This window comes from Aeromonas sp. TS_SC_11 (assembly GCF_057318915.1).
Window position 1 is genome coordinate 834,341 of sequence record NZ_CM170470.1, and the last position, 26,599, is coordinate 860,939.

At 61.1% G+C, this 26,599-nt stretch carries 25 protein-coding genes; 12 read left to right on the forward strand and 13 right to left on the reverse strand.

Going from position 1 to position 26,599, the window contains the following annotated elements:
* Window positions 1-12 precede the first annotated feature (12 nt).
* The 4 genes from AC1P02_RS03960 to AC1P02_RS03975 are packed head-to-tail and all read right to left on the reverse strand — an operon-like array spanning window position 13 to window position 3,297.
* Window positions 13-570, reverse strand: a complete 558-nt coding sequence (locus AC1P02_RS03960) for a DNA topoisomerase family protein (RefSeq protein WP_005319910.1) — start codon at window positions 568-570, stop codon at window positions 13-15.
* A gap of 55 nt (window positions 571-625) precedes the next feature.
* Window positions 626-1,099 (reverse strand): DUF494 family protein, encoded by a 474-nt coding sequence (locus AC1P02_RS03965; protein ID WP_005319913.1) that lies wholly within the window; start codon window positions 1,097-1,099, stop codon window positions 626-628.
* Window positions 1,092-2,207, reverse strand: a complete 1,116-nt coding sequence (gene dprA, locus AC1P02_RS03970) for a DNA-processing protein DprA (RefSeq protein WP_485184184.1) — start codon at window positions 2,205-2,207, stop codon at window positions 1,092-1,094. The genes AC1P02_RS03965 and dprA overlap by 8 nt, the downstream gene beginning before the upstream one ends.
* A gap of 1 nt (window position 2,208) precedes the next feature.
* Window positions 2,209-3,297, reverse strand: a complete 1,089-nt coding sequence (locus tag AC1P02_RS03975; protein WP_485184186.1) for a LysM peptidoglycan-binding domain-containing protein — start codon at window positions 3,295-3,297, stop codon at window positions 2,209-2,211.
* A gap of 108 nt (window positions 3,298-3,405) precedes the next feature.
* Here AC1P02_RS03975 and def point away from each other — a divergent pair, with 108 nt between their 5' ends.
* The 5 genes from def to AC1P02_RS04000 all read left to right on the forward strand — a co-directional run bounded on the left by def (window position 3,406) and on the right by AC1P02_RS04000 (window position 9,285).
* Window positions 3,406-3,918: a peptide deformylase gene (gene def, locus AC1P02_RS03980; RefSeq protein WP_005319924.1), complete on the forward strand. Its 513-nt coding sequence runs from the start codon at window positions 3,406-3,408 to the stop codon at window positions 3,916-3,918.
* 12 nt (window positions 3,919-3,930) lie between these two features.
* Window positions 3,931-4,875 (forward strand): methionyl-tRNA formyltransferase, encoded by a 945-nt coding sequence (gene fmt, locus AC1P02_RS03985; protein WP_021138662.1) that lies wholly within the window; start codon window positions 3,931-3,933, stop codon window positions 4,873-4,875.
* 45 nt (window positions 4,876-4,920) lie between these two features.
* Window positions 4,921-6,213 carry a 16S rRNA (cytosine(967)-C(5))-methyltransferase RsmB gene (gene rsmB, locus AC1P02_RS03990; protein ID WP_408136348.1) on the forward strand — a complete coding sequence of 431 codons (1,293 nt, stop codon included), beginning with the start codon at window positions 4,921-4,923 and terminating at the stop codon, window positions 6,211-6,213.
* Window positions 6,214-6,370: 157 nt separating this feature from the next.
* A complete protein-coding gene (gene trkA / locus AC1P02_RS03995) occupies window positions 6,371-7,747 on the forward strand; it encodes a Trk system potassium transporter TrkA (RefSeq protein WP_005319933.1) in 1,377 nt (458 codons plus the stop codon).
* A 95-nt stretch (window positions 7,748-7,842) separates the two neighbouring features.
* Window positions 7,843-9,285, forward strand: a complete 1,443-nt coding sequence (locus AC1P02_RS04000; protein WP_005319936.1) for a TrkH family potassium uptake protein — start codon at window positions 7,843-7,845, stop codon at window positions 9,283-9,285.
* Window positions 9,286-9,373: 88 nt separating this feature from the next.
* Here AC1P02_RS04000 and rmuC read toward each other — a convergent pair whose 3' ends face one another.
* Together rmuC and AC1P02_RS04010 are read right to left on the reverse strand one after the other, a co-directional pair.
* Window positions 9,374-10,714: a DNA recombination protein RmuC gene (gene rmuC, locus AC1P02_RS04005; RefSeq protein ID WP_058395605.1), complete on the reverse strand. Its 1,341-nt coding sequence runs from the start codon at window positions 10,712-10,714 to the stop codon at window positions 9,374-9,376.
* Window positions 10,711-10,926: a hypothetical protein gene (locus AC1P02_RS04010; RefSeq protein WP_485184190.1), complete on the reverse strand. Its 216-nt coding sequence runs from the start codon at window positions 10,924-10,926 to the stop codon at window positions 10,711-10,713. The genes rmuC and AC1P02_RS04010 overlap by 4 nt, the downstream gene beginning before the upstream one ends.
* A gap of 138 nt (window positions 10,927-11,064) precedes the next feature.
* On the opposite strand from AC1P02_RS04010, the gene AC1P02_RS04015 reads away from it, so the two are divergent.
* Window positions 11,065-11,577 carry a ferredoxin-type protein NapF gene (locus AC1P02_RS04015; protein ID WP_005319946.1) on the forward strand — a complete coding sequence of 171 codons (513 nt, stop codon included), beginning with the start codon at window positions 11,065-11,067 and terminating at the stop codon, window positions 11,575-11,577.
* A gap of 102 nt (window positions 11,578-11,679) precedes the next feature.
* On the opposite strand, the gene AC1P02_RS04020 is transcribed toward AC1P02_RS04015, so the two are convergent.
* From AC1P02_RS04020 to aptA, 6 genes are all read right to left on the reverse strand, one after another.
* A complete protein-coding gene (locus tag AC1P02_RS04020; RefSeq protein ID WP_005319948.1) occupies window positions 11,680-12,132 on the reverse strand; it encodes an Rrf2 family transcriptional regulator in 453 nt (150 codons plus the stop codon).
* 298 nt (window positions 12,133-12,430) lie between these two features.
* Window positions 12,431-13,270, reverse strand: a complete 840-nt coding sequence (locus AC1P02_RS04025; RefSeq protein WP_021138667.1) for a PfkB family carbohydrate kinase — start codon at window positions 13,268-13,270, stop codon at window positions 12,431-12,433.
* Between the two features lie 119 nt (window positions 13,271-13,389).
* The gene (gene ald / locus AC1P02_RS04030) at window positions 13,390-14,505 is read right to left on the reverse strand and encodes an alanine dehydrogenase (RefSeq protein WP_058395608.1); all 1,116 of its coding nucleotides are present in this window, start codon (window positions 14,503-14,505) and stop codon (window positions 13,390-13,392) included.
* On the reverse strand, window positions 14,502-15,257 hold the full coding sequence (locus tag AC1P02_RS04035) for a glutamine amidotransferase-related protein (protein WP_096119968.1): 756 nt from the start codon (window positions 15,255-15,257) through the stop codon (window positions 14,502-14,504). Before AC1P02_RS04035 ends, ald begins: the two co-directional genes overlap by 4 nt.
* An 85-nt stretch (window positions 15,258-15,342) precedes the next feature.
* Window positions 15,343-16,839 (reverse strand): CoA-acylating methylmalonate-semialdehyde dehydrogenase, encoded by a 1,497-nt coding sequence (locus AC1P02_RS04040; protein ID WP_485184194.1) that lies wholly within the window; start codon window positions 16,837-16,839, stop codon window positions 15,343-15,345.
* A 106-nt stretch (window positions 16,840-16,945) separates the two neighbouring features.
* The gene (gene aptA, locus AC1P02_RS04045; RefSeq protein WP_427241844.1) at window positions 16,946-18,277 is read right to left on the reverse strand and encodes an omega-aminotransferase AptA; all 1,332 of its coding nucleotides are present in this window, start codon (window positions 18,275-18,277) and stop codon (window positions 16,946-16,948) included.
* A 173-nt stretch (window positions 18,278-18,450) separates the two neighbouring features.
* On the opposite strand from aptA, the gene AC1P02_RS04050 reads away from it, so the two are divergent.
* The 6 genes from AC1P02_RS04050 to AC1P02_RS04075 all read left to right on the forward strand — a co-directional run bounded on the left by AC1P02_RS04050 (window position 18,451) and on the right by AC1P02_RS04075 (window position 23,693).
* Complete coding sequence (locus AC1P02_RS04050) at window positions 18,451-18,993, forward strand: cupin domain-containing protein (protein WP_005319966.1); 543 nt, start codon at window positions 18,451-18,453, stop codon at window positions 18,991-18,993.
* Window positions 18,994-19,218: 225 nt separating this feature from the next.
* Window positions 19,219-20,715, forward strand: coding sequence for an aldehyde dehydrogenase (locus AC1P02_RS04055; protein ID WP_485184197.1), 1,497 nt, complete (start codon window positions 19,219-19,221; stop codon window positions 20,713-20,715).
* A gap of 125 nt (window positions 20,716-20,840) precedes the next feature.
* Entirely contained in the window at window positions 20,841-21,014 is a 174-nt protein-coding gene (locus tag AC1P02_RS04060) for a hypothetical protein (protein ID WP_165484205.1), read from the forward strand.
* Window positions 21,015-21,139: 125 nt separating this feature from the next.
* Window positions 21,140-22,042 (forward strand): EamA family transporter RarD, encoded by a 903-nt coding sequence (rarD, locus tag AC1P02_RS04065; RefSeq protein WP_058395614.1) that lies wholly within the window; start codon window positions 21,140-21,142, stop codon window positions 22,040-22,042.
* 68 nt (window positions 22,043-22,110) lie between these two features.
* Window positions 22,111-22,929, forward strand: coding sequence for an AraC family transcriptional regulator (locus tag AC1P02_RS04070; protein WP_485184200.1), 819 nt, complete (start codon window positions 22,111-22,113; stop codon window positions 22,927-22,929).
* Between the two features lie 116 nt (window positions 22,930-23,045).
* On the forward strand, window positions 23,046-23,693 hold the full coding sequence (locus AC1P02_RS04075) for a LysE family translocator (protein WP_005319980.1): 648 nt from the start codon (window positions 23,046-23,048) through the stop codon (window positions 23,691-23,693).
* Window positions 23,694-23,830: 137 nt separating this feature from the next.
* Here AC1P02_RS04075 and mgtA read toward each other — a convergent pair whose 3' ends face one another.
* The gene (gene mgtA / locus AC1P02_RS04080) at window positions 23,831-26,593 is read right to left on the reverse strand and encodes a magnesium-translocating P-type ATPase (RefSeq protein ID WP_485184202.1); all 2,763 of its coding nucleotides are present in this window, start codon (window positions 26,591-26,593) and stop codon (window positions 23,831-23,833) included.
* Between the last annotated feature and the right edge of the window lie 6 nt (window positions 26,594-26,599).

The following is a 26,599-nucleotide window of genomic DNA, read 5'->3' on the forward strand; positions in this document are numbered from 1 at the left end:
ACGGCGGCGGGATTATACCTGCTCACTTTGATGGCCGCATTTCTTTTGCGGACAGATCCACTTCAGATTTCCCCTCACTTTTTTCTCCACCATGATGCCCCAGCCACATTCGGGACAAGGCATAGGGATCGGCTTGTCATTCACCACATATTTACAATGGGGATACCCATCACAGGAGTAAAACTGCTTGCCGTAACGGGAGGTGCGGCTCACCAGATGACCCTTGCCACACTCGGGGCAGAGGATCTGGGTATCATCGCTCTCCTGCAGGGACTCGATATGCTGACAGGCCGGATACTGGGTACACCCCACAAACAAACCGTAACGACCCTTCTTGATTGCCAACGGCTGGCCACAATCCGGGCAAGCTGACCCCTCAAGCACTTTCTCGATGTCACGACCGGACGGTGTCAGAGAACGGATGTAATCACAGGAGGGGTAGGCGGAGCAGCCAAGAAAAGGGCCATGCTTGCCCTGGCGGATCACCAGCTCGGCACCACACTGCGGGCACGGCTCTCGCTCGAACCCATGCTCGTGAGCGGAAAAGAGATGATGATCGATTTTTGACATGTGCCGCGCCTTGAAATTCAGATGGCCTGAATTCTACCAGCGCGACACCAGACTGTCAGTGAATGACGCCGTCGGACTCATCAAACACCAGCTCTTCCATCTGCTGGTAGGCATTTTCACTGCCCGGCACATTGAACAGCACCATCATGACAACCCACTTCAGGTCATCCAGCTCGATATCCGGTTTATCCAGCTCGAGCAGTCGCTCGATACAGATTTCGCGGGTTTCGGCATTCAGCACCTGGGCTTGTTCCAGAAAGAGCAGGAAACCGCGGCACTCGGTACCAAGGCGGGCCAGCTCCTGCGGGGCATAGATACGCATCGAGCCTTGCGCGCTGGCGGCGACATACACCTCCCGCTCGCTATCATGCAGATTGGCCAGCCTTTCCAGCCAGTTGAGCGCCTTCTCGATCTCGTCCTTGTCGAAACCGGCCCGGCTCAGTTCGTCGGTGAGTTCATTTTGTTCGACCATCACATCTGCATCGCTGTGGATGTAGGTCTCGAAAAGGTACATCAGTACATCAAACATGATTCGCCCTCCTCGCTCTGACGTATCCACCGGCTACCGCTATCACTGCGCCTGCCAGTTCCAGCTCTACCAACCTGCCCAATACCACTTCGACAGGAAGCTGGGACCGTTCGGCGACGGTATCCACGCTCGTGGTCTCATAATCTACGTTATCCAACAAATCGGCATAAGGCAATTCGCTATTATGCTCTTGCTCAAGCAATCCAGCCTCTTTGCGCACCAGACTGACCAATCCGGGAAGCTCTTCCACTATATCGGCCGCACTCAACACAAGTTTGGCCCCCTGCTGGATTAATTTATTGCAACCCAGCGCCTGCCCATTTTGTGGCGCTCCCGGCACGGCAAACACTTCGCGCCCCTGTTCCAGTGCGTAACGCGCCGTGATGAGTGACCCGCTCTGCTCGGCAGCCTCCACCACCAGGGTACCCAGCGACAGGCCACTGATGATGCGGTTGCGACGGGGAAAATGTTCGGCCAGCGGCCCCTTGTCCGGCGCCAACTCTGAGATGAGCAAGCCGCCGCTCTCCAGGATCTGGCCAGCCAGCCCCTGATGACGCTTGGGATAGAGACAATCCAGGCCGGAGCCCAACACCGCAAGCGTGATACCGCCCGCCGCCAGCGCCTGCTGATGGCAGACACCATCTATGCCGAGCGCCAGCCCCGAGGTAATCGCCAGTCCACACCCTACCAGCTCGCTACACAAACGCGCGGCATTGTCCTTGCCGGCATAAGTGGGATGCCGCGTCCCTACCATAGCCAATTGCGGCAACGACAAGGCTGCGACATTTCCGCGACAATAGAGCAGCAAGGGGGCGGCAGGGATCTCTTTCAGCAGGTCGGGATAGGCGGGATCATCGGGACAAATCAGGTGATTGCCGGGCATGGCAGCCCAGTTCAGCCCCAGCTCTACCACCGGCAGCGGCCATCTGAGCTGCCGTATCTGGGACGAGTGCAGACCCAGCGCCCGCAAACTGCCATCATCGCACTCAAACAGGGCTTTTATGTCACCATCGAAGGAGGCAAGTAGGCGGGAGGCAGTGACCGGGCCTATACCAGTAACGGCATCCAGCATCAGCCACAGTGAAAGCCGCCAGGATGGAAATGGCACGTTAGAAGTTACTGACCTGATAGCCGGAGCTGACCATGCCCTGGCTCTGCATGATGAGGCCGTAGCTCAGCTTGTCGTACACCTTGAACAGCATGACGCGCGCCACCGCCTCCGACGGCAGGGAAGGCTTGCCGGCAGAATAGAACGCCTTGTCATAGACGGAAGAGTACTCTTTGTAAGAGACCTTGCCGTTCTTGCTCACCAACTGGGCGCCAGGTCGCCGCACCTCCAGCACATCCCCGGGGGAAACCTGATCGCGCAGCCCCTTATTGATGAGCACAACGTCAAACTTGCCGCCACCACGAGCCTTGCTCGGCAGATCTATGATGTAACCCGGCGAAATAACGGGCGCGGCTTTAGGAGTGAATACGGCAAAGAGACTCTCTTGCGGCGGGAAGGGCATCACCTTGTCTCCCTGATATACCTCCCGCTGGCTGTGGCTGAGCGTGACTCGGGTACGATCATCCGCCAGCCGCTCCTCGGCTCTGGCCGTGCCGACAAACACCGCTTCCTGCCCCAGCAACTCACCTGTCTCCTTGTCCTTGTACAAGCTCCCCGGGTGGTAGATGCCGTAGTCCTGACCCGGGGTCAGCGATCCCTGCACATACAGTGTGTCTCCCTCCAGCATGCCGATATGCGCCTCATCGTTGCCGAGCACATAAGGCAGCTGTTTCGCCTGCTGGCTATCGGCCAGGATATGGTCGGTACGCAGGAAGGGACCTATCTCGCTGAGCGGCAATGTCGGGATCGGATTGGCCTTGTTCTCGTAACGGCTCTTGGGAGAAAGGTGAACCACTGGCTTGCCCCCCTGCATCGCTTTGCCGAGGCGAGGCTCGCCATTGACCCAGCTCAGATGCAGCACGTCACCGGGATAGATCCAGTGCGGGTTGGCAATCTGGGGATTGATGTTCCAGAGACGGGGCCAGAGCCAGGGTTGTGCCAGATATCGGCCTGAAATATCCCAGAGGGTGTCACCCCTTTGCACGACATAGCGCTCGGGATAACCCGCTTTCAGTGTCAACTGGTCGGCCATGGCAGCCTGGCTCAGAGTGGCCAGCAGGCAAGCGAGGATGGTTTGCTTCAGATACATAACACTCCCTGTTACTTCTGCGCGCAAAGTGTTGCTGTTTTTTGTCGGCGTAAATGACTAGAATTACGCCAATATTGACTGCATTTATACGAAACTAAAGAAAAAACTATGGCCATTCTAGATGTATTGCGTTTTCCCGATGAACGTCTGCGCACAGTTGCAGCCCCTGTCGAGACCTTTACACCCGAGTTACAACACATTGTAGATGATATGTTCGAAACCATGTACGCGGAGGAAGGCATAGGCCTGGCCGCCACTCAGGTCGACATTCATCAGCGCATCATAGTGATCGATGTCTCCGAGAACCGTGAAGATCCTCTGGTATTGATCAACCCCGAGATCCTCGAGCAAGCGGGCAGCACAGGCATCGAAGAGGGCTGCCTCTCGGTGCCCGACCACAGAGCTCTGGTGCCACGCGCCGAGTGGGTCAAGGTACGTGCGCTGGATCGCAACGGCCAGCCGTTCGAGCTGGAAGCGGACGATCTGCTCGCTATCTGCATACAGCATGAGATGGATCATCTGATCGGCAAGCTGTTTGTGGATTACTTGTCCCCGCTCAAGCGCCAGCGCATTCGCCAAAAGCTGGAAAAGATGGCCCGTGAAGATCGCAAAGCCCTCTGAGGATCTGCCCCATTGAATAAGCTGAAACTGATTTTTGCCGGTACGCCCGACTTCGCCGCCCGTCACTTGGCGGCGTTGTTGTCTTCCGACCACGAGGTCGTTGCCGTTTATACCCAGCCGGACAAGCCTGCTGGCCGTGGTCAGAAGCTCACCGCCAGCCCGGTCAAGGAGCTGGCTCTGACCCACAATCTGCCGGTTTACCAACCAGCTTCCCTGCGCAAGGAAGAGGCGCAAGCCGAGCTGGCGTCTCTGGGCGCCGACTTGATGGTGGTAGTGGCCTACGGCTTGATCCTGCCCAAGGTGGTGCTCGATACCCCGCGTCTGGGCTGTATAAACGTGCATGGATCTTTGCTGCCGCGCTGGCGCGGTGCAGCCCCGATCCAGCGCTCCATCTGGGCGGGTGATACCGAAACCGGCGTGACCATAATGCAGATGGATGTAGGGCTGGATACTGGCGCCATGATCAGAAAAGTGACCTGCCCCATCGCCGCCGACGAAACCTCCACCAGCCTGTATGACAAGCTGGCCGAGCTGGGCCCGCAGGCACTGGTCGAGACTCTCAATGCCATGGCCGCCGGTGAAACCGCAGCCGAGGCGCAAGACGATGCGCTGGCCAACTATGCCGAGAAGCTCTCCAAAGAGGAGGCCCGCATCGACTGGTCGATGGAAGCCGTCGCCATAGAGCGCTGCATCCGCGCCTTCAATCCCTGGCCCATCAGCTGGTTTGAGGTGGCGGGACAGACTATCAAGGTGTGGCAGGCCGAGGTCATCAACAGCGACCATGGCCAACCTACCGGCACCCTGCTCAAGGCCGACAAGCAGGGGATCGATATCGCTACCGGCCTGGGTGTCCTGCGCCTGCTGACCCTGCAACCACCCGGCAAGAAGGCCATGTCCGTTTCGGATCTGCTCAACTCTCGCCGCGACTGGTTTGAACCCGGCACGCAATTGAATTGAAACAAGCGGGGCCCAGGCCCCGACTTGCGCATCTAAGGTAACACTATGAAAACACGTGCACAGGCCGCTCTCGTTATTCAACAGGTGCTGGATCAGGGTCAATCCCTCTCCGCTGTTCTGCCTGCTGCCCAGGAGAAGGTTGCGCCCCGCGATCGCGCCCTCCTGCAAGAACTCTGCTATGGCACCCTGCGCTGGCTGCCCCGCCTCGACGCGGCGGTGGGCGAGATGATGGACAAGCCGCTCAAGAACAAGAGCCGCATCTTCCACTATCTGATCCTGGTCGGTCTCTATCAGCTCATCTATACCCGCATTCCGGCTCACGCCGCTGTGGCCGAGACAGTCAACGCCGTCAAGCTGCTCAAGGGTACCTCCTTGCGCGGCCTCATCAACGGTGTGCTGCGCAACTTCCAGCGCAGCGCCGAAGTCATATTGCTGCGCATCGACCGAGTCCCCAGTATTCGCCTCGGTCACCCGGAGTGGCTAACCAAGCGCCTGCGTCAGGCCTATCCCGAAGATTGGGAATTCATCATGGAGGCCAACAATCAGCGCCCCCCCATGTGGATCCGCAACAATAGCCAGCGTCAGGGCCGCGAGCAGATGCTGGCTCGCATGGCCGAAGTTGGCATCAATGCGGTTGCCGGTCAGGAGGGCGAAGATTGCATTCTGCTGGAACGTCCCTGCGACGTGACCAAGCTGCCCGGTTTCGAGACAGGTGACTGCTCGGTGCAAGACGGTGCTGCCCAACAGGCCGCCCGACTGCTCGATCCGCAGCCGGGTGAGTGGGTGCTGGATGCCTGTGCCGCTCCCGGTGGCAAGACGGCCCACCTGCTTGAGCATCAACCCGCACTGGCTGGCGTAGTGGCCGTGGATGCCGACGAGAACCGCCTCAAGCGTGTGCAGGAGAACCTGGATCGTATCGGCCTCCAGGCCCGGGTGATCCATGGTGATGCCAGCACCCCTGAGCTGTGGTGGCCACAAGGCCAGTTCGATCGCATCCTGCTGGACGCCCCCTGCTCCGCCACCGGTGTCATCCGTCGTCACCCCGACATCAAGTGGTTGCGCCGGGATCAGGACATCCGCGAGCTGGCCGAGTTGCAGCGCCGTATTCTGATCGCCCTCTGGTCGAAACTGAAAAGCGGCGGTACTCTGCTCTACGCTACCTGCTCAGTGCTGCCGGAAGAGAACCGCGAACAGATCCGCGCCTTCCTGGCCGCTACGCCAGATGCAACCCTGGTGCCGCTGCACGCGCAGGACACACCAGATTGCCCGGGCCGCCAGTTCCTGCCAGGCGAAGCCGAGATGGATGGCTTCTACTACGCCAAGCTGATCAAGCGATAGGCAGAGCAGTGACCATGATCATGAGGGGTGCTGGCTGACAGCCCCCATTACTGCGCAACATCGAGCACGTTTTCCCTATGAAGATCACCATGTTGATGACTGATCCCTGCCATATTGTCAGCGGTAACAACCCATCCTCGTCCCATGAGGGGTCCCTATGAAGATCATCATTCTGGGCGCAGGTCAGGTCGGTGGCACCCTGGCCGAGAACCTGGCCGGAGAGAACAACGACATCACCATAGTCGATACCGACAGCGACCGTCTGCGGGAGCTGCAGGACAAGTTCGACCTGCGGGTGGTGAATGGTCACGGCGCCCACCCCAGGGTACTGCGCGAGGCGGGTGCACAGGATGCGGACATGCTGGTGGCGGTCACCAACAGCGACGAAACCAACATGATCGCCTGCCAGGTGGCCTACTCCCTGTTCAATACCCCGAACAAAGTGGCGCGCATTCGCTCCCCGGCTTATCTGACCGAGCGGGACCGGCTGTTTTTACCGGAATCCGTGCCGGTGGATCACCTGATAGCGCCAGAACAGCTGGTCACCGACTATGTTCGCCGACTGATCGAATATCCCGGCGCCTTGCAAGTTGTGGACTTTGCCGGTGGCAAGGTGGGTCTGGTGGCAGTCAAGGCCTACTATGGTGGCCCCCTGGTGGGCAATGCTCTCTCCACTCTGCGGGATCACATGCCCAACATAGAGACCCGGGTAGCGGCCATCTTCCGCCAGGGCCGCTCCATCCGTCCGCAAGGCACCACCATCATAGAAGCGGATGACGAAGTGTTCTTCGTCGCTGCCGCCGGTCATATTCGGGCCGTCATGTCGGAGCTCCAGCGGCTCGAGAGCCCTTATCGCCGCATCATGATAGTCGGGGGTGGCAACATAGGGGCCGGTCTCGCCCGTCAGCTGGAGAAGCGCTACAGCGTCAAGCTCATAGAGCGCAACCAGAAGCGGGCCGAGCAACTCTCGGAACAGTTGGAGAACACCATCGTCTTCTGTGGTGATGCAGCGGATCAGGAGTTGCTGGCCGAGGAGCACATCGATCAGATCGATGTCTTCATCGCGGTCACCAACGAGGATGAGGCCAACATAATGTCGGCCCTGCTTGCCAAGAAGATGGGTGCCAAGAAGACAATGGTGCTTATCCAGCGCAGCGCCTACGTGGACCTGGTGCAGGGCGGCTCCATCGACATCGCCATCTCGCCACAGCAGGCCACCATTTCGGCCCTGCTGACCCACGTGCGCCGGGCCGATATTGCCAACGTCTACAGCCTGCGACGCGGGGCGGCCGAAGCCATAGAGGCCATAGCCCACGGTGACGAGAACACCTCCAAGGTGGTGGGCAAGACGGTGGGCGAGCTCAAGCTGCCGCCCGGCACCACCATAGGCGCCGTTGTCCGTGGTGATGAGGTGCTGATCGCCCACGATCGCACCCAGATCCAGCAGGATGACCATGTGGTGATGTTCCTGGTGGACAAGAAGTACATACCGGAAGTGGAACGGCTGTTCCAGCCAAGTCCCTTCTTCCTGTAATCTGCCATGCATCCAGCCAGCACAACCCAGACCCGGCACTGCCTCCCAATCGAGGTATCCGGGTCTCTTGTCACTCAACGACCAGGTTATCCTGCATGATCAAGCTGCGTCCTATCATCTTCACTCTGGGGCTGGTGCTCTCCAAGCTGGCCCTGTTTATGTGGTTGCCCACCCTGCTTGCCCTGTTCACCGGCTCGGAGGGATTTGTCGAGTTCCTCAAATCCGTGCTGATCACCCATGGTGCTGCTTTGCTCTGCCTCCACTACGGCCGCAAGGCGGCGTTTCACCTCGGCGTGCGTGAGATGTTCCTGCTCACCACCTCTGTCTGGGTCGTTGCCTGCATCTTCGGGGCATTGCCCTTCGTCTTCATCACCCACATCGGCTTTGCCGATGCCTATTTCGAGACAATGTCAGGGGTCACCACCACGGGATCCACAGTGCTCTCGGGGCTGGACGGCATGGCACACAGCATACTGCTGTGGCGTTCTACCCTGCAGTGGCTGGGGGGCGTGGGCTTTATCGTGATGGCGGTGGCGGTACTACCCTACCTCAACGTGGGCGGCATGAAATTGTTCCAGACCGAGAGCTCGGATTGGTCTGACAAGAGTGCCCCCCGCGCCAAGACGGTGGCCAACAACATAGTGGTGGTCTATCTGGTGCTCTCCATGTGTTGCTTCCTCGCCTACTGGGTGAGCGGCATGACGCTGTTCGAGGCGGTCAACCACGCCATGACCACGCTCAGTACCGGGGGGTATTCCACCTCGGACCAATCCATGTCCCACTTTTCCCATTCGGCGCACTGGATAGGTACCCTCTTCATGTTTCTGGGCGGTCTGCCCTTCCTGCTCTATGTGCAGAGTTTGAGTCGCCGTGACAACAGCTTGCTCAAGGATGCTCAGGTGCAGGGCTTCTTCTGGCTGGTAGTCTGGGTCACAGTCGTCGTCACATTTTATCTGTGGGTCAGAGATATCTACGGCTTTATGGATGCCCTGCGCATCAGCAGCTTCAATATCGTCTCCGTGCTCACCACTACGGGGTATGGCCTCGGCGACTTCGGTACCTGGGGACCCCTCACCAGCATCATCTTCATCATCTTGCTGGCACTGGGCGCCTGTTCCGGCTCCACTGCCGGCGGTCTCAAGATTTTCCGGGTGCAGGTAGCATTCGCCCTGTTCAAAAAGCAGATGCGCCAGCTGATGCATCCCTCCGCTGTCTTCCCGCAGAAGTACAACGGCCGCCCAGTCAGCGATGCCATCATTCGATCCATGATCTCCTTCGTGCTGGCCTACTTCGCCATCATATTGCTGATCGCCGCCCTGCTCGCCGCCATCGGCCTGGACCCCCTGACCGCCATCTCGGGTTCCATCACTGCGGTTGCAAACGTGGGCCCCGGCATGGGCCCCGTCATAGGACCCAGCACCAACTTCGCCACCCTGCCGGACTCTGCCAAGTGGATATTGTCGTTCGGCATGCTGCTGGGGCGCCTCGAGATCCTGACCGTGGCCGTGATCTTCTTCCCCTCGTTCTGGAAGCAGTAATTCCTGCCAGGATAGCGAGAACACAGAAAACAGAAGGGCAGCCCTGCGGCTGCCCTTCTCCATCTCATGATGCTGACAAGACTCGGTGCTATTCGGCCGGGTCTTCCCGTTCCAGCGCGCGATTGACCAGCGTCTCTGGCAGGGGCTTGGCTACCTCCACCCCCAGCTCGCGGAAACGCTCGACCTGGGCGATCAGGTTGCCACGGCCGTTGACCAGCCGCCCCATCGCCTTGTCATAGCTCTCCTGCGCCTTGTGAAGGCTGCCCCCCATCTGCTGCATCTCTTCCACAAACAGCCGCAGCTTCTCGTAGAGGCGCCCGGCACGCTCGGCAATCTGGCGGGCATTCTGGTTCTGCCGCTCGTAGCGCCACAGGTTCTCTATGGTCCGCAGCGCCACCATCAGGTTGGTGGGACTTACCAGCAAGATGTTGTTGTCGAGGCCGTAGCGTACCAGGGAAGGGTCCGCCTCCAGTGCGGTAAGGAAGGCGGGCTCCACCGCCACAAACATCAACACGTAGTCGAGGGTACGCACCCCGGGCAGCTGCTGGTAATCCTTGCGGCCCAGCTCGCGGATATGGTTGCGCACCGAGGCGACGTGCTCCTTGAGCGCTACCGCTTTTTCCAGCGCGTCATCGGCGTTGTACCAGCGCTCGTAGGCGGTCAGCGACACCTTGGCGTCTATGATGATGTCTTTCTCTTGCGGCAGATGGACGATCACGTCGGGCTGATAGCGCTTGCCCTTGTCCAGCTCGATATTGACCTGGGTGTGGTACTCGTGGCCCTCACGCAGACCGCATTCACTGAGGATGCGGGCCAGCACCACCTCCCCCCAGTTACCCTGCTGCTTGCTGTCCCCCTTGAGGGCGCGGGTCAGGGCTGCCGCCTCTTCGGTCATGCGGGCGTTGAGCTCGGCCAGACGCTCCAGTTCGAACTTGAGGCTGTGGCGCTGGGCCGTCTCCTGAGCGTGGGTTTCTCCCACCTGGCGACGGAAGCCTTCCAGCTGCTCTTTCAGCGGTGTCAGCAGCAGATCCAGACTGTTCTGGTTCAGGTCGCGAAAGTTACCCGAGTTCTGCTCGAAAATACGATTGGCGAGGTTTTCAAACTGCTGGCTGAGACGCTGTTCCCCATCCCGCTGCAGTTGCAGCTTCTCGGCGGCAGCCAGTCGCTCGCTGCGCAGGGTAGCTTCGGCATCCTTGAGGCGGGCAGTGAGCTTGATGAGCAGGGTCTGCTGCTGATCCAGCTTCTGCTGACCCTGCATCCGCTCATCCTGCAATTCGTCGAAGCGATCCTGCAGCGCCTGATGGCGCTCCTGGGTCAGCAGCAACTCCTGCTCCTGGGCGCTTGCAAAGCGGCGCCCTGCCAACCAGCCGACACAGAGGGCGAGCAGGGCTGCCAGCAGCGCCGGCCCCCAGGTCGCCAGCTCGATCATTTGCGGCTCCGCTGACGCAGGAAGAGCTCAAGGTAACGGTTGAGCAGCAGCCAGAGCAGCACGTAGAAGAGGTAGGCGGCCAGCACCACCCACTTGTGACTGTTAACCCCGGTATCGAGCTCGGCGAATTCGATACCCTTGATGCGACAGTAAGCCCACATCAGCAGAGGGAAGATATACAACAGAGAAGCACGCCACAAAAATAACCACATGAGTTCATTCAATCCCGCAAAAAGACCCGCCTAGCTTACACAAGGGCAACCCGGCTTGCGATCCTGACCGCCGCTATTCTCTGGCTTGCCAGCAGAAACTTGGATAAAATTAACCCCTAATAGGTATCAGGGGTGAGCATGACTCATTTTTTCTGTCGATGGCTGACGCACGCACTGGGGGGCACCCGCAAACCGGACGTGGTCTGTCACGAGGCTCGCCCGCCATGGGCGATCGAAGAGTCCCAGTACCTCTCCCTCTGCACCCGTTGCGGTGAGTGCTTCAAGGCCTGCCCCAACGGCCTGCTCAAACCGGCCAGTCAACCCGAATACGAAGGTACCGCCATCGCCGGCACCCCTGTGCTGGATCTCGCCTGCGGCCAGTGCAGCTATTGTGGCAGCTGTGCCAGAGCCTGCCCGACCGGCGCTCTCGATCTGCAATGGGGGCGCCAGGTGCAGACCCGGGTTCAGATTGAAGCGAGCTGTCAGGCACGGCAGGGCTTCTACTGCCTGCTGTGTGAAGATGCCTGTCCCCAGCAGGCGATCAAGGCTACCAGCGATGGAGTGAGCGTCAACATGGCGGCGTGTGATGGCTGCGGTGCCTGCGGTCTCGCCTGCTTGCACGGCGCCATCACCCTGATCCCACAGCTTTGACCCCCCAGAACCCCGTCTTCAGCACTGAAGCCATATTCCACTGCTACCAGACGCCAGAAAACACAAAGGGGCCCGTGGGCCCCTCATGGTCTGACGCTGGCTCTATGCCATGGCCAGAATGGAGTCGTGCTCAATGCCGAGCAGGTGGCAGAGGCGAGTGGGATCCCGCACCGCATCGGCCAATGTGTATTCCCCCAGCACCTCGAGGAAGGCGTTCATGGCGCGGCGCAGAATACCCTGAATGCGACAGCCACCGGAGAGGCGGCAGTTCTCGCGCTTGCAATCCACAGGGCAGAGCACGTGTTCCATGTCCATCACCACATCACGCAGGTTGATGGAGACGGCGGAGCGACCGAGGCGGATGCCGCCATGCTTGCCGCGTACCGTCTCTATGTACCCCTTGATGCCAAGCTGATGCACTATCTTGACCACGTGGTTGCGGGAGATGGCAAAGGTATCGGCCACCTCAGTGATGGTCGACAGGCGATCTCCCGGCTGAACCGCCAAAAAAGTCAGGGTACGCAGGGCATAGTCGGTAAATCGTGTCAGTTGCATGGTCGCACTTGCCTCTTACTACAAGCTGGAAATCAGGACGACAACCTAAAGCTAAGAGGCGGGACAGCTCTTGCGCCCGCGCAGAGTCCGCATCTTAATCCGAGTCGTGGAGTGACAAGGTTAAGAGCAGCTCAGGCGGGTGTCGATGAAGATGCACATAAATCGACACTTTCTTTGATTGATCGCAAACTTGCAGGCTGGCTCCCGGGTTTGAGGGGTTTTGGGCGGCTAACTTCGCCACGCCATCCCCAAGGCCGGCGCGGATCGGCGTGCACCACACGACTCCTGCTGTGTGGATTCAATGGGGCTGCTTGAGCCAGTTTTTCAGAGCTGTGGAGGGAATTGAGCTCTCGGAGGCAACCGCGAAGGCGCCCCAGTCCACCGCGCACTGCAAGGCATCCTGGATCGCCATGCCTCGCGCCAGTCCGTGGATCAGGCCACCGGCGAACGCATCCCCCGCTCCCGTGGTATCCACAACTGACACGGGCCGCGCCGCGACCCGGATCTGCTCCTCACCATGGATGGCCACGGCCCCCGCCTTGCCTTCGGTCAGCACCAGCCACTCCAGCTGATCCCCGGCCAGTTGACGAGCATGCAGCCAGGGGTCGCTCACCTCGCCGAGATCGGAGCGGGAGGCCACCAGCACGTGACAGGGACGGCGAGCCTGCCCGCCCTTGGGATACTGGGCAACCACGAAACTCTTGCCGAGCATCTGGCGCATATAGCCTGTGATGGCGGTGCCGGGATAGTTCACGTAGAGACAGTCCACCCCCTCCACCGGCAAGTCGCCAGGCAGGTCGGGGCGACGCGGCCGCCTGAGGATGGTGCGCTCGCCGGTGGAGTCCACCAGGATCAGCAGTTCCCCTGTTTCGCCCCCGAAGCGCTCCACATGAGAGCAGTCCAGCCCGTATCCCGCCGCCTGCTCCAGCAGCCAGTCGCCGGCCTCATCCAGCCCGATGCGGGAGGCGATGGTCACCTCGTGGCCCGCCCATACCAGCCCTATGCCGGTGTTGGCGGCACCGCCCCCCAGCCTGCGGCCCTGATCCACGTATTGCAGACGGGCACCGGCCACCAGGGGTTCGGAGAGGGAGAGCACATGATCACAGTTGAGATTGGCAAGCAGCAGAATGCGGGACATGGAGAAGCCTCACTGACAAGGGACCCCAGTATATGAGAAAGGGCCCTGACGGCCCTCCCTGAAATCACGGGGTTTGTGAACCAGCTCGACGTTTGCCAGCCGGATCCACACCGACTGCGTCACGCCAGCACGGATTCGGCGCTGACGTACTCGTAGCCAAGCGCCTGGGCCACTGCCGCCTGGGTGACCTTGCCCTTGAACACGTTCAGGCCGGCCCGCAGATGTTTGTCATCCTTGAGCGCCTGGGCGTAGCCCTTGTCTGCCAGCGCCAGCACGAACGGCAAGGTGGCATTGGTCAGCGCGAAGGTGGAGGTGCGTGCGACACCGCCCGGCATGTTGGCCACGCAGTAGTGAATGATGCCATCCACCACATAGGTGGGCTCCTCGTGGGTGGTGGGGTGGGAGGTTTCAAAGCAGCCGCCCTGATCAATGGCCACGTCCACCAGCACTGAGCCCTTGCGCATCAGCTTGAGCATGTCGCGGGTCAGTAGCCTGGGCGCCGCCGCTCCCGGGATCAGCACGGCGCCGATCACCAGATCCGCCTGGGCGATGCAGGCTTCGATATTGGTGCGGGTGGAGTAAAGCGTCTTGAGGGCCGGGCCATAGAGGCTGTCCAGCTCCCGTAGGCGCGGCAGGGAACGGTCCAGAATGGTGACATCAGCCCCCAATCCCAGCGCCATGCGCGCCGAGTTGACGCCCACCACGCCGCCCCCTAGCACCACTACCTTGGCAGGGGCCACTGCAGGCACGCCACCGAGCAGGGTGCCATTGCCCCCCTGCGCCTTCTCCAGACTGTGTGCGCCGGCCTGGATCGCCATCCGTCCCGCCACCTCGGACATGGGTGCCAGCAGCGGCAGACCGCCACGCTCGTCGGTCACCGTCTCGTAGGCGATGGCCACCGCCCCCGAGTGGACCAGCAGCTGGGTCTGCACCGGATCCGGCGCCAGGTGCAGATAGGTAAAGAGCAGCTGACCGGGGCGCAGCAGTTCACACTCCTCCGGCTGGGGCTCCTTCACCTTCACTATCATCTCGGCCCGGGCGAATATCTCAGCCGCACTCGCCACCAGCTCAGCACCGGCAGCCTGGTACTCGGCATCGGACAGCCCGATCGCCTCGCCTCCCTGCTGTTGCACCAGTACCTTGTGTCCCCGGGCCGCCAGCTCCTGCACTCCGGCGGGAGTCATGCCGACCCGGTATTCATGGTTTTTGATTTCCTTGGGTACGCCAATAATCATGCTCGCTCTCCTGCTGTGATCCCGCCGGTCGCCCTTTCGCTACCGGGCAGGATGCCCAAAAATTGTAACAACCACTGCATCATGGTGGCCGAATCCACCTCCCCCTCCAGCGAGGAGAGGCTGCTCTGATAACGATCATCGGACAAGAAGTCCCGCCGCCGCTCGATCAGCGCCCGGTTGTACTCCACCGAAAACTCCGGATGCCCCTGAATGGCGACTATGTGGTCCCCCTGCAAGAACATGAAGTTGGGGCAAAAATCGTTGCCCGCCAGACGAGTCGCACCGGGTGGCAACAGGGCCACCTGATCCTGATGGCTGGCCAGGATCCGGATCTGATCCAGCCCGGGCTGCATCCAGGATCCAGTCGCCAGCATGGGGTGAACCGAGACCCCCAGCCCCCACCCCTTGGTGGATTTCACCACCTCGCCCCCCAACGCCTGCGCAATCACCTGATGGCCGAAGCAGACCCCGGCCAGCTTGACGTCGGCATCGTGGGCCAGCCGGATCCAGGCGCGCAGTGCCTGGATCCAGGGCAGATCGCTGTAGGCATCGTGCCGCGAACCCGTGATGAGCCAGGCATCACACTCTTGCAGATCGTCCGGCAGCTCGCCATCGAGCGCCGACCAGATCCTGAACTCCAGCTCGGGGGCCAACGCCCGAAAGCCCTTGATAAACATCTCGGAGTAAACGGGGCCAAAATGATCCGCCAAATCGGGATCCAGCCGGTCACAATCGAGAATTCCCAGTCGCATCTGTTACTCCTTCAACAGGGATAGCGGGGCACTCCGGCAGCGTTTCACCACCGGGCCATGCCTGGACTAGCTGCTGCATGGTTGCTTACTTCATGGTCGGCATGGAGAACTCGGCACCGGCCCGCAGGCTCTGTGGCCAGCGCGCCGTTACCGTCTTCATCCGGGTATAGAAGCGCACCCCATCCGGCCCGTGCATGTTGAGCGGCCCGAAGATGGACCGTTTCCAACCCCCAAAGCTGTGAAACGCCATGGGCACGGGAATGGGGACGTTCACCCCTACCATACCGACCTGAACCCTGGCAGTGAAGTCCCGCGCAGTATCGCCGTCGCAAGTAAAGATGGCAGTGCCATTGCCATACTCGTGCTGGTTGATGAGCCCGAGCGCCGTCTCGTAATCCGGGGCCCGCACTATGACGAGCACGGGGCCGAAAATCTCCTCCCGATAGATACGCATCTCGGGGGTTACCTCGTCAAACAAGCTGCCACCGATAAAGTAGCCTTCCCCGTGACTCACGCCGCGACCATCCACTCGCAGCAGGGCGCCCTCGGCCACCCCCTGAACCACATAACTCCGCACCTTGGCCAGATGCTCACGGCTGATGAGAGGCCCCATCTCGTTCTCCGGTACCTGACCCAGGCCAGGCCCGATCCGTAGCGCTTCCACCAGCGGCGCCAGCTTGGCAACCAGTGCATCGGCGGTCTCATCCCCCACCACCACAGCGACCGAAATGGCCATACAGCGCTCGCCCGCCGCCCCATAAGCCGCCCCCATCAGGGCGGAGACCGCCTGATCGAGATCCGCATCCGGCATCACCAGCATGTGGTTCTTGGCGCCGCCCAACGCCTGCACCCGCTTGCCGTGGGCCGAGGCGGTGGCATAGATATATTCGGCGATGGGAGTGGAGCCCACGAAAGAGACGGCGCCGACCCGCGGGTCGGTCAGCAGCACATCCACCACCTCCTTGTCGCCGTTGACCACGTTGAGCACACCATCTGGCAAACCGGCCTGCTTGAGCAGCTCGGCCATGCGCAGGGAGAGGGAGGGATCCTTCTCGGAGGGCTTGAGAATAAAGGTATTGCCGCAGGCAATGGCCACCGGGAACATCCAGAGCGGCACCATGGCCGGAAAGTTGAACGGCGTGATACCGGCGCACACCCCCACCGGCTGCATCATGGAATGGCTGTCTACCCCCCGGCCCACATTGAGGGAGTGCTCCCCCTTGAGCAGATGGGGAATGCCGCAGGCAAACTCCACCACTTCCAGCCCCCGGGTCAGCTCACCCTGGGCATCGGAGAAGACCTTGCCATGCTCGCGGCTGATGAGCTCCGCCAGCTCATCCCTGTGCCGCTCCATCAGCTCTTTGAAGCGAAACAGCACTCGCGCACGCACCAGCGGCGGTGTCTGGGACCAGTCGGTGAAAGCACGCTCCGCCACGGCGATGGCCTCGCCACATTCGGCGGCGGTGGCGAGTGCCACACTCCCCTGCTGCTGGCCGGTGGCCGGGTTGAAGATTGCACCAAACCGCTCGCTGTGACTCTGTTGCAGCTGGCCGTCGATAAAGTTGCTGACCCTGTATGTCATATATCCTCCATGATGAGTAATCCGCATTCCCCTGCGGGCCTACGGGCCGGGCACAGGGAGATGGCGCCCGACAAGCCGCGGGCGCCATGAAACAAGGTGAAAAAGGTCAGTCCTGGGTCTGCAACACATCCTGCAACAGGGTGAAGAGGTCGTCGATCTGGCTGCGCTCGATAATGAGCGGCGGCGACAGGGCTATGATGTCCCCTGTCACGCGAACCAGGGCCCCCTTTTCGAAACAGCGCACGAACACCTCATAGGCACGCTTGCCAGGGGCATCGGGCATGGATTCCAGCTCGATACCCGCCACCAGACCGTAGTTGCGCACATCCTTCACATGCTTGCAGCCCTTGAGGGAGTGGGCCGCCTCCTCCCAGTAGCCCGCCAGATCGGCGGCGCGGGTGAGCAGGTTCTCGTTGCGATAGATGTCGAGGGTCGCCAGCGCGGCGGCGGCGGCCACCGGATGACCTGAGTAGGTGTAGCCGTGGAACAGCTCGATGGCGCCCTTGCCGGCGGCCATCATGTCGTCATAGATGCCATTGCGCACCAGCACGGCGCCCATGGGGATGGCGCCATTGGTGAGCCCCTTGGCACAGGTGATCATGTCGGGGATGACATCGAACTCCTGTGCCGCGAAGGGGGAACCGAGGCGACCGAAGCCAGTGATCACCTCGTCGAAGATCAGCAGAATGCCGTGTTTGGTGCAGATCTCCCGCAACCGCTTGAGGTAACCCTTGGGTGGCATGATGACACCGGTGCTGCCGGCTATGGGTTCGACGATGACAGCCGCTATGTTGCTGGCATCGTGCAGGAAGACGATCTTCTCCAGCTCGTCGGCCAGGGTCAGGTCTTCGTCGGGCAATCCCCTGGTGAAGGCATGCTTGGCAATATTGAGGGTGTGGGGCAGATGATCCACTCCGGTCAGCAGGGAGCCGAACCACTTGCGGTTGCCGGGGATCCCCCCCACAGAGATGCCGCCAAAGCCGACTCCATGATAGCCACGCTCGCGGCCAATCAGCCGGGTACGGGTGCCCTGCCCCCGCGCCCGCTGCCAAGCCAGCGCTATTTTCAGCGCCGTATCCACAGATTCAGAACCCGAGTTGGTATAGAAGACGTGACCGAACCCTTTGGGGGCTATCTCCACCAGCTGGTTGGCCAGCTCGAACGGCAAGGGGTGCCCCATCTGGAAGGTAGGAGCAAAATCGAGGTGGGAAATCTGCTGGGAAACCGCCTCGGCGATCTCGCGGCGACCATGGCCCGCGTTGCAACACCAGAGCCCGGCAGTGCCATCCAGTATCTTGCGGCCATCCTCTGAGTGATAATACATCCCCTCTGCCGACTTCAGGATGCGCGGCGCCGCCTTGAATTGCTGATTGGCGGTGAACGGCATCCAGAAGGCGGACATGTCGGAGGGCGTATTGATGTCGCTGATCGGTTTCATGGTCACCTCATCCTTAAGGTGTTTAGTAACTATCGGCTTATGCCTATTAAATTAAACACCTGAATCCATAAAAAAGGGCTCAATGTTGCCCTGCTTGGTGTCACCCCGACCGGGGTGGTATAAGATATTTAACACAATTTTAATAATAGTAAACAGTCAAGGAGTGTCTATTGATGGATATCGGTCACCGCCTCAAGGCGGTTCGCACCAAGGCGGCCCTCTCCCAGCGCGAGCTGGCCAAACGCTCCGGTGTGACCAACGGTTTTATCTCCCAGATCGAGAAAAATCAGGTGAGCCCCTCAGTGTCCTCACTGCGCAAGGTACTCGAAGGCATTCCCATGTCCCTGGCCAGCTTCTTCACCGAAGAGACAGAGATGGGGACAGAGGTGATCTTCCGCGCCAGCGACATGCCGGATCTTGGCACCCATCCCATCAGCTACCGACTGGTGGGCCACAGCCGCGCCAACCGTGCCATCGGCATGATGCAGGAGATACTCCCGCCAGGCGCAGACACGGGTGACGACATGCTGAGCCACGAAGGGGAAGAGTGCGGCATTGTCATTCAGGGGACGGTCGAGGTGACCATTGGCGAGCAGATCCACCAGCTGGCACCGGGTGATGGCTACTACTTCGACAGCCGCACGCCGCACCGTTTTCGCAACGTGGGCGAGCAGGAGTGCGTGCTGATCTCTGCCAACACGCCGGCCAGTTTCTAAGTCGCCATTTGACAGGGTTCGGGCTGATCTCGAAGGCCACACAGAGTCGCAAGGCAGCATCATTGAACAGTGTTCGAGCTGCTCTCAGGCAAAGCATCCCGGCCAGTTTCTGACGGGAGCAGCCTCAACTGTTTAACAAAATGTTACAGGATGGATTTACAAGCGGCAGTATGTTTAGCATATTGATACGCGGATACCAATTCTTTGCCGGTTCAAGGAGTGAACATGAGTGACCTGACCCTGGCCCAGTGGCAACACAAGGCCGCCCATCTGACCCTGCCCTCCCAAGCCTTCATCGACGGCAGCTACCGGGATGCCATCAATGGCGCCACCTTCGACTGCATCAACCCGGCCAACGGCAAGCTGCTGACCAAGGTCGCCGCCTGCGATGCCGCCGATGCCGAGCTGGCGGTGCAGGCCGCCCGCGCCGCCTTCAATGACAAACGCTGGAGCGGGTTGGCCCCGAAACAGCGCAAGCTGATCATGCAGCGCTTCGCCGACCTGATGCGTCTCAACAAGGTGGAGCTGGCACTGCTTGAGTCGCTGGACATGGGCAAGCCCATCGGTGATGCCATGGGGTATGACGCCCCCGCCGCTGCCAACTGCATCGCCTGGAACGCCGAGGCCATCGACAAGATCTACGATCAGGTCGCGCCGGTGGAAGAGTCCGCTCTGGCGCTGGTGACCCGAGAGGCCCTCGGCGTGGTCGCCGCCATAGTCCCCTGGAACTTCCCGCTGGTGATGGCCTGCTGGAAGCTGGGCCCGGCGCTGGCCACCGGCAACTCCGTCATCCTCAAGCCCTCCGAGAAATCTCCCCTCACCGCCCTGCGCATCGCCGGGATCGCGAAAGAGGCGGGCATTCCTGACGGTGTTTTCAACGTGTTGCCGGGCTTTGGCCATACGGTGGGCGAGGCGCTGGCCATGCACATGGATGTGGACTGCATCACCTTCACCGGCTCCACCAAGATCGGCAAACATCTGGTGGAGTGCTCCGGCAAGTCCAACCTCAAGCGCGCCTTTATGGAGTGTGGTGGCAAGAGCCCCAACATCATACTGGCGGATGCGCCGGATCTGGACGCCGCCGCCAAGAGTGCCGCCGGCGCCATCTTCTACAACCAGGGTGAGGTGTGTACCGCCGCCTCCCGCCTGCTGGTGCAAAACAGCATCAAGCCGCAATTTATGGAACGGCTGCTGGCCCATGCGCGTGAGTGGATTGCGGCCAACCCCCTCGATCCCGCCACCCGCATCGGCGCCATGGTCGATGGCATCCAGATGGAGCAGGTGCTGCGCTACATCGATATCGGTCAGCAGGAAGGAGCCAAGCTGTTGCTGGGGGGCAAACGCACCAATATGGAGAGCGGTGGCTTCTACATCGAGCCCACCATCTTCGACGAGGTGACGCCCGAGATGCGTATCTTCCGCGAGGAGATCTTCGGCCCTGTGCTGGCGGTAACCGGCTTCGATACCTTGGAAGAGGCGATAGCACTCGGCAACGACACCGACTACGGCCTGGCGGCGGCTATCTGGACGGCGGATCTCAACAAGGCGATCAAGGGCTCCCGCGCCCTGCGTGCCGGCACCGTCTTCGTCAACAACTGGGATGGCGGCGACATGACGATGCCGTTTGGCGGCTTCAAGCAATCCGGCAACGGCCGCGACAAGTCACTGCACGCCCTGGAGAAGTACACCGAGCTGAAAAGCACCTGGATCCAGCTCGAATAGCATCAGAAATGACGCTCATTCGTGAAATAGGGGGAGAAATCCTCCTTTTTCATTTTTGCCCTTTCATCGCCCGCCTCAATCGATATAATCGTCAACTAGACAAGCCCTTAAATATAAAGATAAAAATGCTATTTTTTCTGGGAAGTGTACTGTTTCTGGTGATAGGACTGCCCCTGCTGTTCTACCTCTTGGGGCAGGGTGAGGCCTATGTGACCTGGGGTCCGTGGATCTCCGCCATCGCACTCATGCTGTGGTTGCTGCTGGACGTCGAGAAGATCCGTCGTGGCGGGGGCCGCTGAGCAGAGAAATGTACCGCTAAAATCCGCCGATCACCATTTATTCACTTCTTTCCCTCCAAAAGGATCGCTACACTGATTTTTTGCGATGTTTTCCAACGTCCGACTCTCCAGTGAAGGTTATCCGCATGCAGCAACAAGCTCAGCGTCAGGGCATCATCTATGCCTTGTGCGCCTATACCCTTTGGGGTCTCGCCCCCATCTATTTCAAAACCCTCTCCGCCGTACCGGCTGCCGAAATCCTGACCCACCGCATGATCTGGTCCTGCGTTCTGCTGATGGTGCTGACCCTGCTCGGGCGCCAGTGGCACAAGGTGCAGGCCGTGCTGCGCCAGCCAAAAGTGCTGCTGACCCTGGCCTTCACTTCGGTCACCGTCGGCGGCAACTGGCTGCTCTTTATCTGGGCCATCAACAACGGCCACATGCTGGATGCGAGCCTCGGCTACTACATCAATCCGCTGTTCAACGTGCTGCTCGGCATGCTGTTCCTGAGCGAACAGCTGCGTCGCCTGCAGTGGTGGGCCGTGGGACTGGCGGTGATCGGTGTCGCCGTCCAGCTCATCGCCTTCGGCTCCCTGCCCTGGATAGCCCTGGTACTGGCCTCGAGCTTTGCCATCTACGGCCTCATTCGCAAGAAGCTGGCCCTCGATGCCCTCACCGGCCTGCTGATCGAAACCATGATCATGCTGCCGCCGGCCGCCATCTATCTGTGGGGATTTGCCGACAGCCCCACCAGCCATATGACAGAGAACGACTGGCACCTCAATCTGTTGCTGATCGCCGCCGGTGCGGTCACCACGGCGCCCCTGCTCTGCTTCACCGCAGCCGCCACCCGTCTCAAGCTCTCCACCCTGGGTTTCTTCCAGTACATAGGCCCCAGCCTGATGTTCATACTGGCGGTGACCTTGTACGGGGAAGCGCTGACACCGGACAAGCTGATCACCTTCGGCTGCATCTGGAGTGCGCTTGTGCTGTTCAGCCTGGACGGACTGCGCAGCGGCAAGCGGCGCCGGGCTGCCCGTCAGGGTTGACGGCATGGCCGCGTCGACACTGCAATAATCTACAAGCCAATATTCGGGTTTCAGGTTATCAATAGCCGATGAGCGCTCCCCAATCCCGCATCCACTACTGGCAATCCCGGCTGCTGCCGGGGGTTGAACTCTCCCACTCCCACCACAGGGAGTTCAGCTATGGCCGCCACGTTCACCTGGACTATCACATAGGTCTGGTGCAGCAGGGCGGCCAGAAATTCATCCACAAGGGCAGCAGCCACAATCTGGTGCGCGGCGAGCTCTCCACCGTCAACCCGGACGAGATGCACGACGGCCTCAGCCTGCTGCCGGAAGGGTACGAGGTGCGGGTGTTTGCCATTGCCCCCGAACAGCTGGCGCGCTGGCTGCCGGACAGCCCCGAACCTTTCTTCGACAAGGGCTTGCAGAGCCGTCCCGACCTCTATCAGGGCTTCGCCCGGCTGCACATGTACCTGGACACGCCCCAGGCGGACGGCCTGCTGGCGGAAAGCCAGCTGCTGGGCCTGCTCGGCGAGCTGCTGCACATAGCGCCGGAGCGCCACGCCCTGGCGGATCCCCAGCTCAGATACCTGCGCGACTATCTGCTGGCCCGACTGGATGAGCGCCACAGCCTGGAGGATCTGGCCGCCCTGTTCGGGCTGGATCGCTTCGCCTTCCTGCGTCAGTTCAAGAAAAAGACTGGCATGACCCCCTATGCCTGGCTCAAGCGACTGAGACTGGAGCAGGGCAAACGCCTGCTCGGCAGCGGCCTGCCGGTGAGCGAGGTGGCGCTGGCGGTCGGCTTCTTCGATCAGAGCCACTTCCACCACGGTTTCCGGCAGGCATTCGGGCTGACCCCCGCCGATTACCGCCAGCAGATGCAGTCTTTTACGGGCCAGCCCGGCTAGCCAGGGCCATGACAGCCCAGCCCGGTCGATGACCGGCAGCAGATGCAATCTTTTACAATCGCCTCCCCGCCCTGATCCTCCATGCTGTCACCTCATACCGTCATCGAGGTTTCACCATGTTCACCAGCCTGTTTCTGACCATAGGTCTCATCCATCTGATCGCCCTAGCGAGCCCTGGGCCGGACTTCGCGCTGATCTTGCGTACCAGCCTGCACAGGCCAACGGCACTGGGGGCGGCGCTCGGCATAGCACTCGCCATCTTGCTGCACGCCACCCTCAGCCTGACCGGCATCAGCCTGCTGATCGCCGAACATCCCTGGCTCTTCATGGCGGTGAAGGTGGTCGGCGCCCTCTATCTGGGCTGGCTCGGCTGGGGGGCGCTCAAGGCCGCCTGGCACAGCTCGGCAACACTGGCCCTAAAGGCTGGCGGAGAGCAGCAGGGCTGGCGCAAGGGGATAGGGAGCGGGCTTGCCACCAATCTGCTCAATCCCAAGGCACTGCTGTTCTTCATGGGACTGCTGGCGGCCATGGTGACGCCGCAGGTGGACGGCCTGACGCGCGGCCTGCTGGTGCTGGAGCTGTTCCTGCTCTCTCTGGTCTGGTTCGGCGTGCTGGCCTGGAGCCTCTCCACCCCGCGGGCCCAACGCCTGCTTGGCCGGATCCAGCGCCCGCTCAATCTGGTCACGGGCCTGCTGTTCGGCGCCGTCAGCCTCTCCATCCTGACCGGCATGGCTGGCGAGGCCTATGCCCTGGTCCCGCACTGATCTCCTCCCGCCCCCCATGAAAAAGAGGGATGGCCTGAGCCATCCCTCTTTGCATTCACTCGGATAAAGACCCGCGTGGCAATCTGTTTCACACCGGGCACCACCGACTGTGGTGCTCGATGACCAGGCTTATCCCGTCAGAACCACTGACCGTGGCGCTTGATGTAGATGGTCTTGATCGCCTGGGTCAGCCCCATGTAGGCCAGCATGGTGATCACCAGCCACATGAAGTACCTGGGCGCTTCCAGGGTAATGAAGCCGAAGTGCTCCGCCACTGGCGAGAACGGCAGGTAGCAGCCGATGGCGATGGCGATGGAGGTCGACAACAGCACCGGCAAAGTGGCCGTGCTCTGCAGGAAGGGGATCTTGCGGGTCCGCAGCATGTGGACCACCAGGGTCTGGGAGACCAGCCCCTCGATGAACCAGCCCGAGTTCATGATAGCCTGACCGTTGACCAGGGGATCCATGCTGCCGTTGGCGGTGGCATACATGGCGCCGGCACCGAACACGAACCACATCAGGCAGAAGGTGCTGATGTCGAACACCGAGGAGGTCGGGCCGAGCCACAGCATGAAGCGCTTGATGTTGCTCGCCTCCCACTTGCGCGGTCGCTTGAGGAACTCGGGATCCATCTTGTCCCAGGGCAGCAGCATCTGGGAGACGTCATACACCAGGTTCTGGATCAGCATCTGCATCGCCAGCATGGGCGCCCAGGGCAGCCAGGCGGAGGCGACCAGCACAGAGAAGACATTGCCGAAGTTGGAACTGGCAGTCATGTTGAGGTACTTGAGGATGTTGCCGAAGGTCTCGCGTCCCTTTATCACCCCCTCTTCCAGCACCATCAGGCTTTTCTCCAGCAAGATGATGTCGGCCGTCTCCTTGGCGATGTCGGCGCCGCTGTCCACCGAGATCCCCACGTCCGCATCCCGCAGCGCCGGGGCGTCGTTGATGCCGTCACCGAGGAAACCGACCGTGTTGCCGTTGGCCTGCAACGCCTTCACCACCCGCGACTTCTGCAGCGGGGTGAGCTTGGCGAAGATGGTGGTGTGCTTGACGACTGTGCACAGGGCCACGTCGTCCATCACCTCTATGTCCTTGCCGAGCAGCGGCACCCCCGGGTTCAGCCCCACATCGCGACACACCTTGCTGGTGATGATGGGGTTGTCGCCGGTCAGCACCTTGACCGCCACACCGTAGTCATTCAGCGCACGGATGGCCGGGGCGGCCGAATCCTTGGGCGGATCGAAGAAAGTGAGGAAGCCGCGCACCACCAGTCCGGCCTCGTCACTGTTCCGGTAGCTCTGCTTGCACTCGGCAGCCGGGATATCGCGGGTCGCCACTATCAACACCCGATAACCGTCGGCGTTGTACTCCTCACTGCGGCGCAGCAGGGCACGGCGCTCAATCTCATCCAGCTCGCGGATCTGCTTGCCGTCGTCGATGTGGCTGGAGACGGAGAGCATCTCCTCGACCGCCCCCTTGGAAACCATCAGCTGCTGGCCCAGATCGTCCTGCACTATTACCGACAGGCGACGACGCACGAAGTCGAACGGCAGCTCATCCACCTTGCTGTAGTTGCCCGGCTTGCAGCTGTCACCCAGCACATCGGCGTGCTCGATCACGGCTATGTCCATCAGGTTCTTCATGCCGCTCTGATGATGACTGTTGAGCCAGGCCAGCTGCAGGATCCGGTCGTCACGGCTGCCGCACACGTCGTAGTGGTGCTCCAGGATGATCTTGTCCTGAGTCAGGGTGCCTGTCTTGTCGGTGCAGAGCACGTCCATGGCACCAAAGTTCTGCACCGAGTTGAGCCGCTTGACCACCACTTTGCGTTTGGCCATGGCCACGGCGCCCCGCGCCAGGTTGGCGGAGACTATCATGGGCAGCATCTCCGGGGTCAGCCCCACCGCCACCGCCAGCGCGAAGGTCAGCGCCGACATCCAGTCACCGCTGCTGACGCCGCTCAGCATGAAGACCACGGGCACCATCACCAGCATGAAGCGGATCAGCAGCCGGGTGACACTGTTCACACCCCGATCGAAGCTGGTTTCGATGCGCTTGTGGCTCACCACGTTGCGGGCCAGCGAACCGAAGTAGGTGTCGCAGCCGGTCGCCACCACCACCGCCTTGGCGGTGCCGCTCACCACGTTGGTGCCCATGAAGCAGATGTTGGGCAGGTCGAGCAGACCCACCTCCCCCGTGCTGCTGCCGTCCGCCGACTTCTCGGCCACGGCTCCCAGGGTGTCGTACTTCTCCACCGGCAGGGCCTCGCCGGTCAGCACCGCCTGGCTGATGAAGAGATCACGGGATTCGATCAGCTTGATGTCGGCCGGGATCATGTCCCCCGCCTGCAGGTGCACTATGTCACCGGCCACCAGCTCGACCATCGCCACCTCCTTGCGCAGGGAGGGGGCTCCCGGCGAAGGGCGACGCTGCACGGTGGCGGTGTTGCGCACCAGCGACTTGAGGGTTTCGGCCGCCTTGGCCGAGCGGTACTCCTGCCAGAAGCGGAGCAGGCCGCTCAGGCTGACCATGACGCCGAGGATGATCACCTTGACCCAATCCTCGTCACCCGGCTCGGCCATCAGCACGTCCATCACGTAGCTGACCAGCCCGAGCACGATCAGCACCATCACGAAGGGGTTTTTGAACGCCTGCATCAGCTGGATCAGCGGATGGGGCGGCTTGTCGTGGGTCACCTCGTTGGGGCCGAACTGGACCAGACGGTTGGCCGCCTCGGTCGAGGTCAGGCCGTCGATATTGCCGCGCACGGCGGTGAGGGTGTATTCGAGGGACTTGTCGGCTTCGTCGAGCACCCGTGAGGAGAGCTTCTCATTGGCACGGCCCGGGGAGACGAATCCCTTTTGCTTGTGCCGGCTGGCGGTATGTTGTTGCTTCATAACTCT

Bases quoted from the DNA above. Each gene is read 5' to 3' on its own strand.
- AC1P02_RS04050 (WP_005319966.1), top strand. From the start codon at position 18,451: ATGGATATCGGTCACCGCCTCAAGGCGGTTCGCACCAAGGCGGCCCTC.
- AC1P02_RS04035 (WP_096119968.1), bottom strand. From the start codon at position 15,257: ATGCGACTGGGAATTCTCGATTGTGACCGGCTGGATCCCGATTTGGCG.
- aptA (WP_427241844.1), bottom strand. From the start codon at position 18,277: ATGAAACCGATCAGCGACATCAATACGCCCTCCGACATGTCCGCCTTC.
- rmuC (WP_058395605.1), bottom strand. From the start codon at position 10,714: ATGATCGAGCTGGCGACCTGGGGGCCGGCGCTGCTGGCAGCCCTGCTC.
- AC1P02_RS03960 (WP_005319910.1), bottom strand. From the start codon at position 570: ATGTCAAAAATCGATCATCATCTCTTTTCCGCTCACGAGCATGGGTTC.
- AC1P02_RS04040 (WP_485184194.1), bottom strand. From the start codon at position 16,839: ATGACATACAGGGTCAGCAACTTTATCGACGGCCAGCTGCAACAGAGT.
- AC1P02_RS04010 (WP_485184190.1), bottom strand. From the start codon at position 10,926: ATGTGGTTATTTTTGTGGCGTGCTTCTCTGTTGTATATCTTCCCTCTG.
- rsmB (WP_408136348.1), top strand. From the start codon at position 4,921: ATGAAAACACGTGCACAGGCCGCTCTCGTTATTCAACAGGTGCTGGAT.
- ald (WP_058395608.1), bottom strand. From the start codon at position 14,505: ATGATTATTGGCGTACCCAAGGAAATCAAAAACCATGAATACCGGGTC.
- AC1P02_RS04055 (WP_485184197.1), top strand. From the start codon at position 19,219: ATGAGTGACCTGACCCTGGCCCAGTGGCAACACAAGGCCGCCCATCTG.
- AC1P02_RS04020 (WP_005319948.1), bottom strand. From the start codon at position 12,132: ATGCAACTGACACGATTTACCGACTATGCCCTGCGTACCCTGACTTTT.
- AC1P02_RS04025 (WP_021138667.1), bottom strand. From the start codon at position 13,270: ATGTCCCGCATTCTGCTGCTTGCCAATCTCAACTGTGATCATGTGCTC.
- mgtA (WP_485184202.1), bottom strand. From the start codon at position 26,593: ATGAAGCAACAACATACCGCCAGCCGGCACAAGCAAAAGGGATTCGTC.
- AC1P02_RS03965 (WP_005319913.1), bottom strand. From the start codon at position 1,099: ATGTTTGATGTACTGATGTACCTTTTCGAGACCTACATCCACAGCGAT.
- trkA (WP_005319933.1), top strand. From the start codon at position 6,371: ATGAAGATCATCATTCTGGGCGCAGGTCAGGTCGGTGGCACCCTGGCC.
- AC1P02_RS04015 (WP_005319946.1), top strand. From the start codon at position 11,065: ATGACTCATTTTTTCTGTCGATGGCTGACGCACGCACTGGGGGGCACC.
- rarD (WP_058395614.1), top strand. From the start codon at position 21,140: ATGCAGCAACAAGCTCAGCGTCAGGGCATCATCTATGCCTTGTGCGCC.
- AC1P02_RS04060 (WP_165484205.1), top strand. From the start codon at position 20,841: ATGCTATTTTTTCTGGGAAGTGTACTGTTTCTGGTGATAGGACTGCCC.
- AC1P02_RS04075 (WP_005319980.1), top strand. From the start codon at position 23,046: ATGTTCACCAGCCTGTTTCTGACCATAGGTCTCATCCATCTGATCGCC.
- AC1P02_RS04070 (WP_485184200.1), top strand. From the start codon at position 22,111: ATGAGCGCTCCCCAATCCCGCATCCACTACTGGCAATCCCGGCTGCTG.
- AC1P02_RS04000 (WP_005319936.1), top strand. From the start codon at position 7,843: ATGATCAAGCTGCGTCCTATCATCTTCACTCTGGGGCTGGTGCTCTCC.
- def (WP_005319924.1), top strand. From the start codon at position 3,406: ATGGCCATTCTAGATGTATTGCGTTTTCCCGATGAACGTCTGCGCACA.
- AC1P02_RS03975 (WP_485184186.1), bottom strand. From the start codon at position 3,297: ATGTATCTGAAGCAAACCATCCTCGCTTGCCTGCTGGCCACTCTGAGC.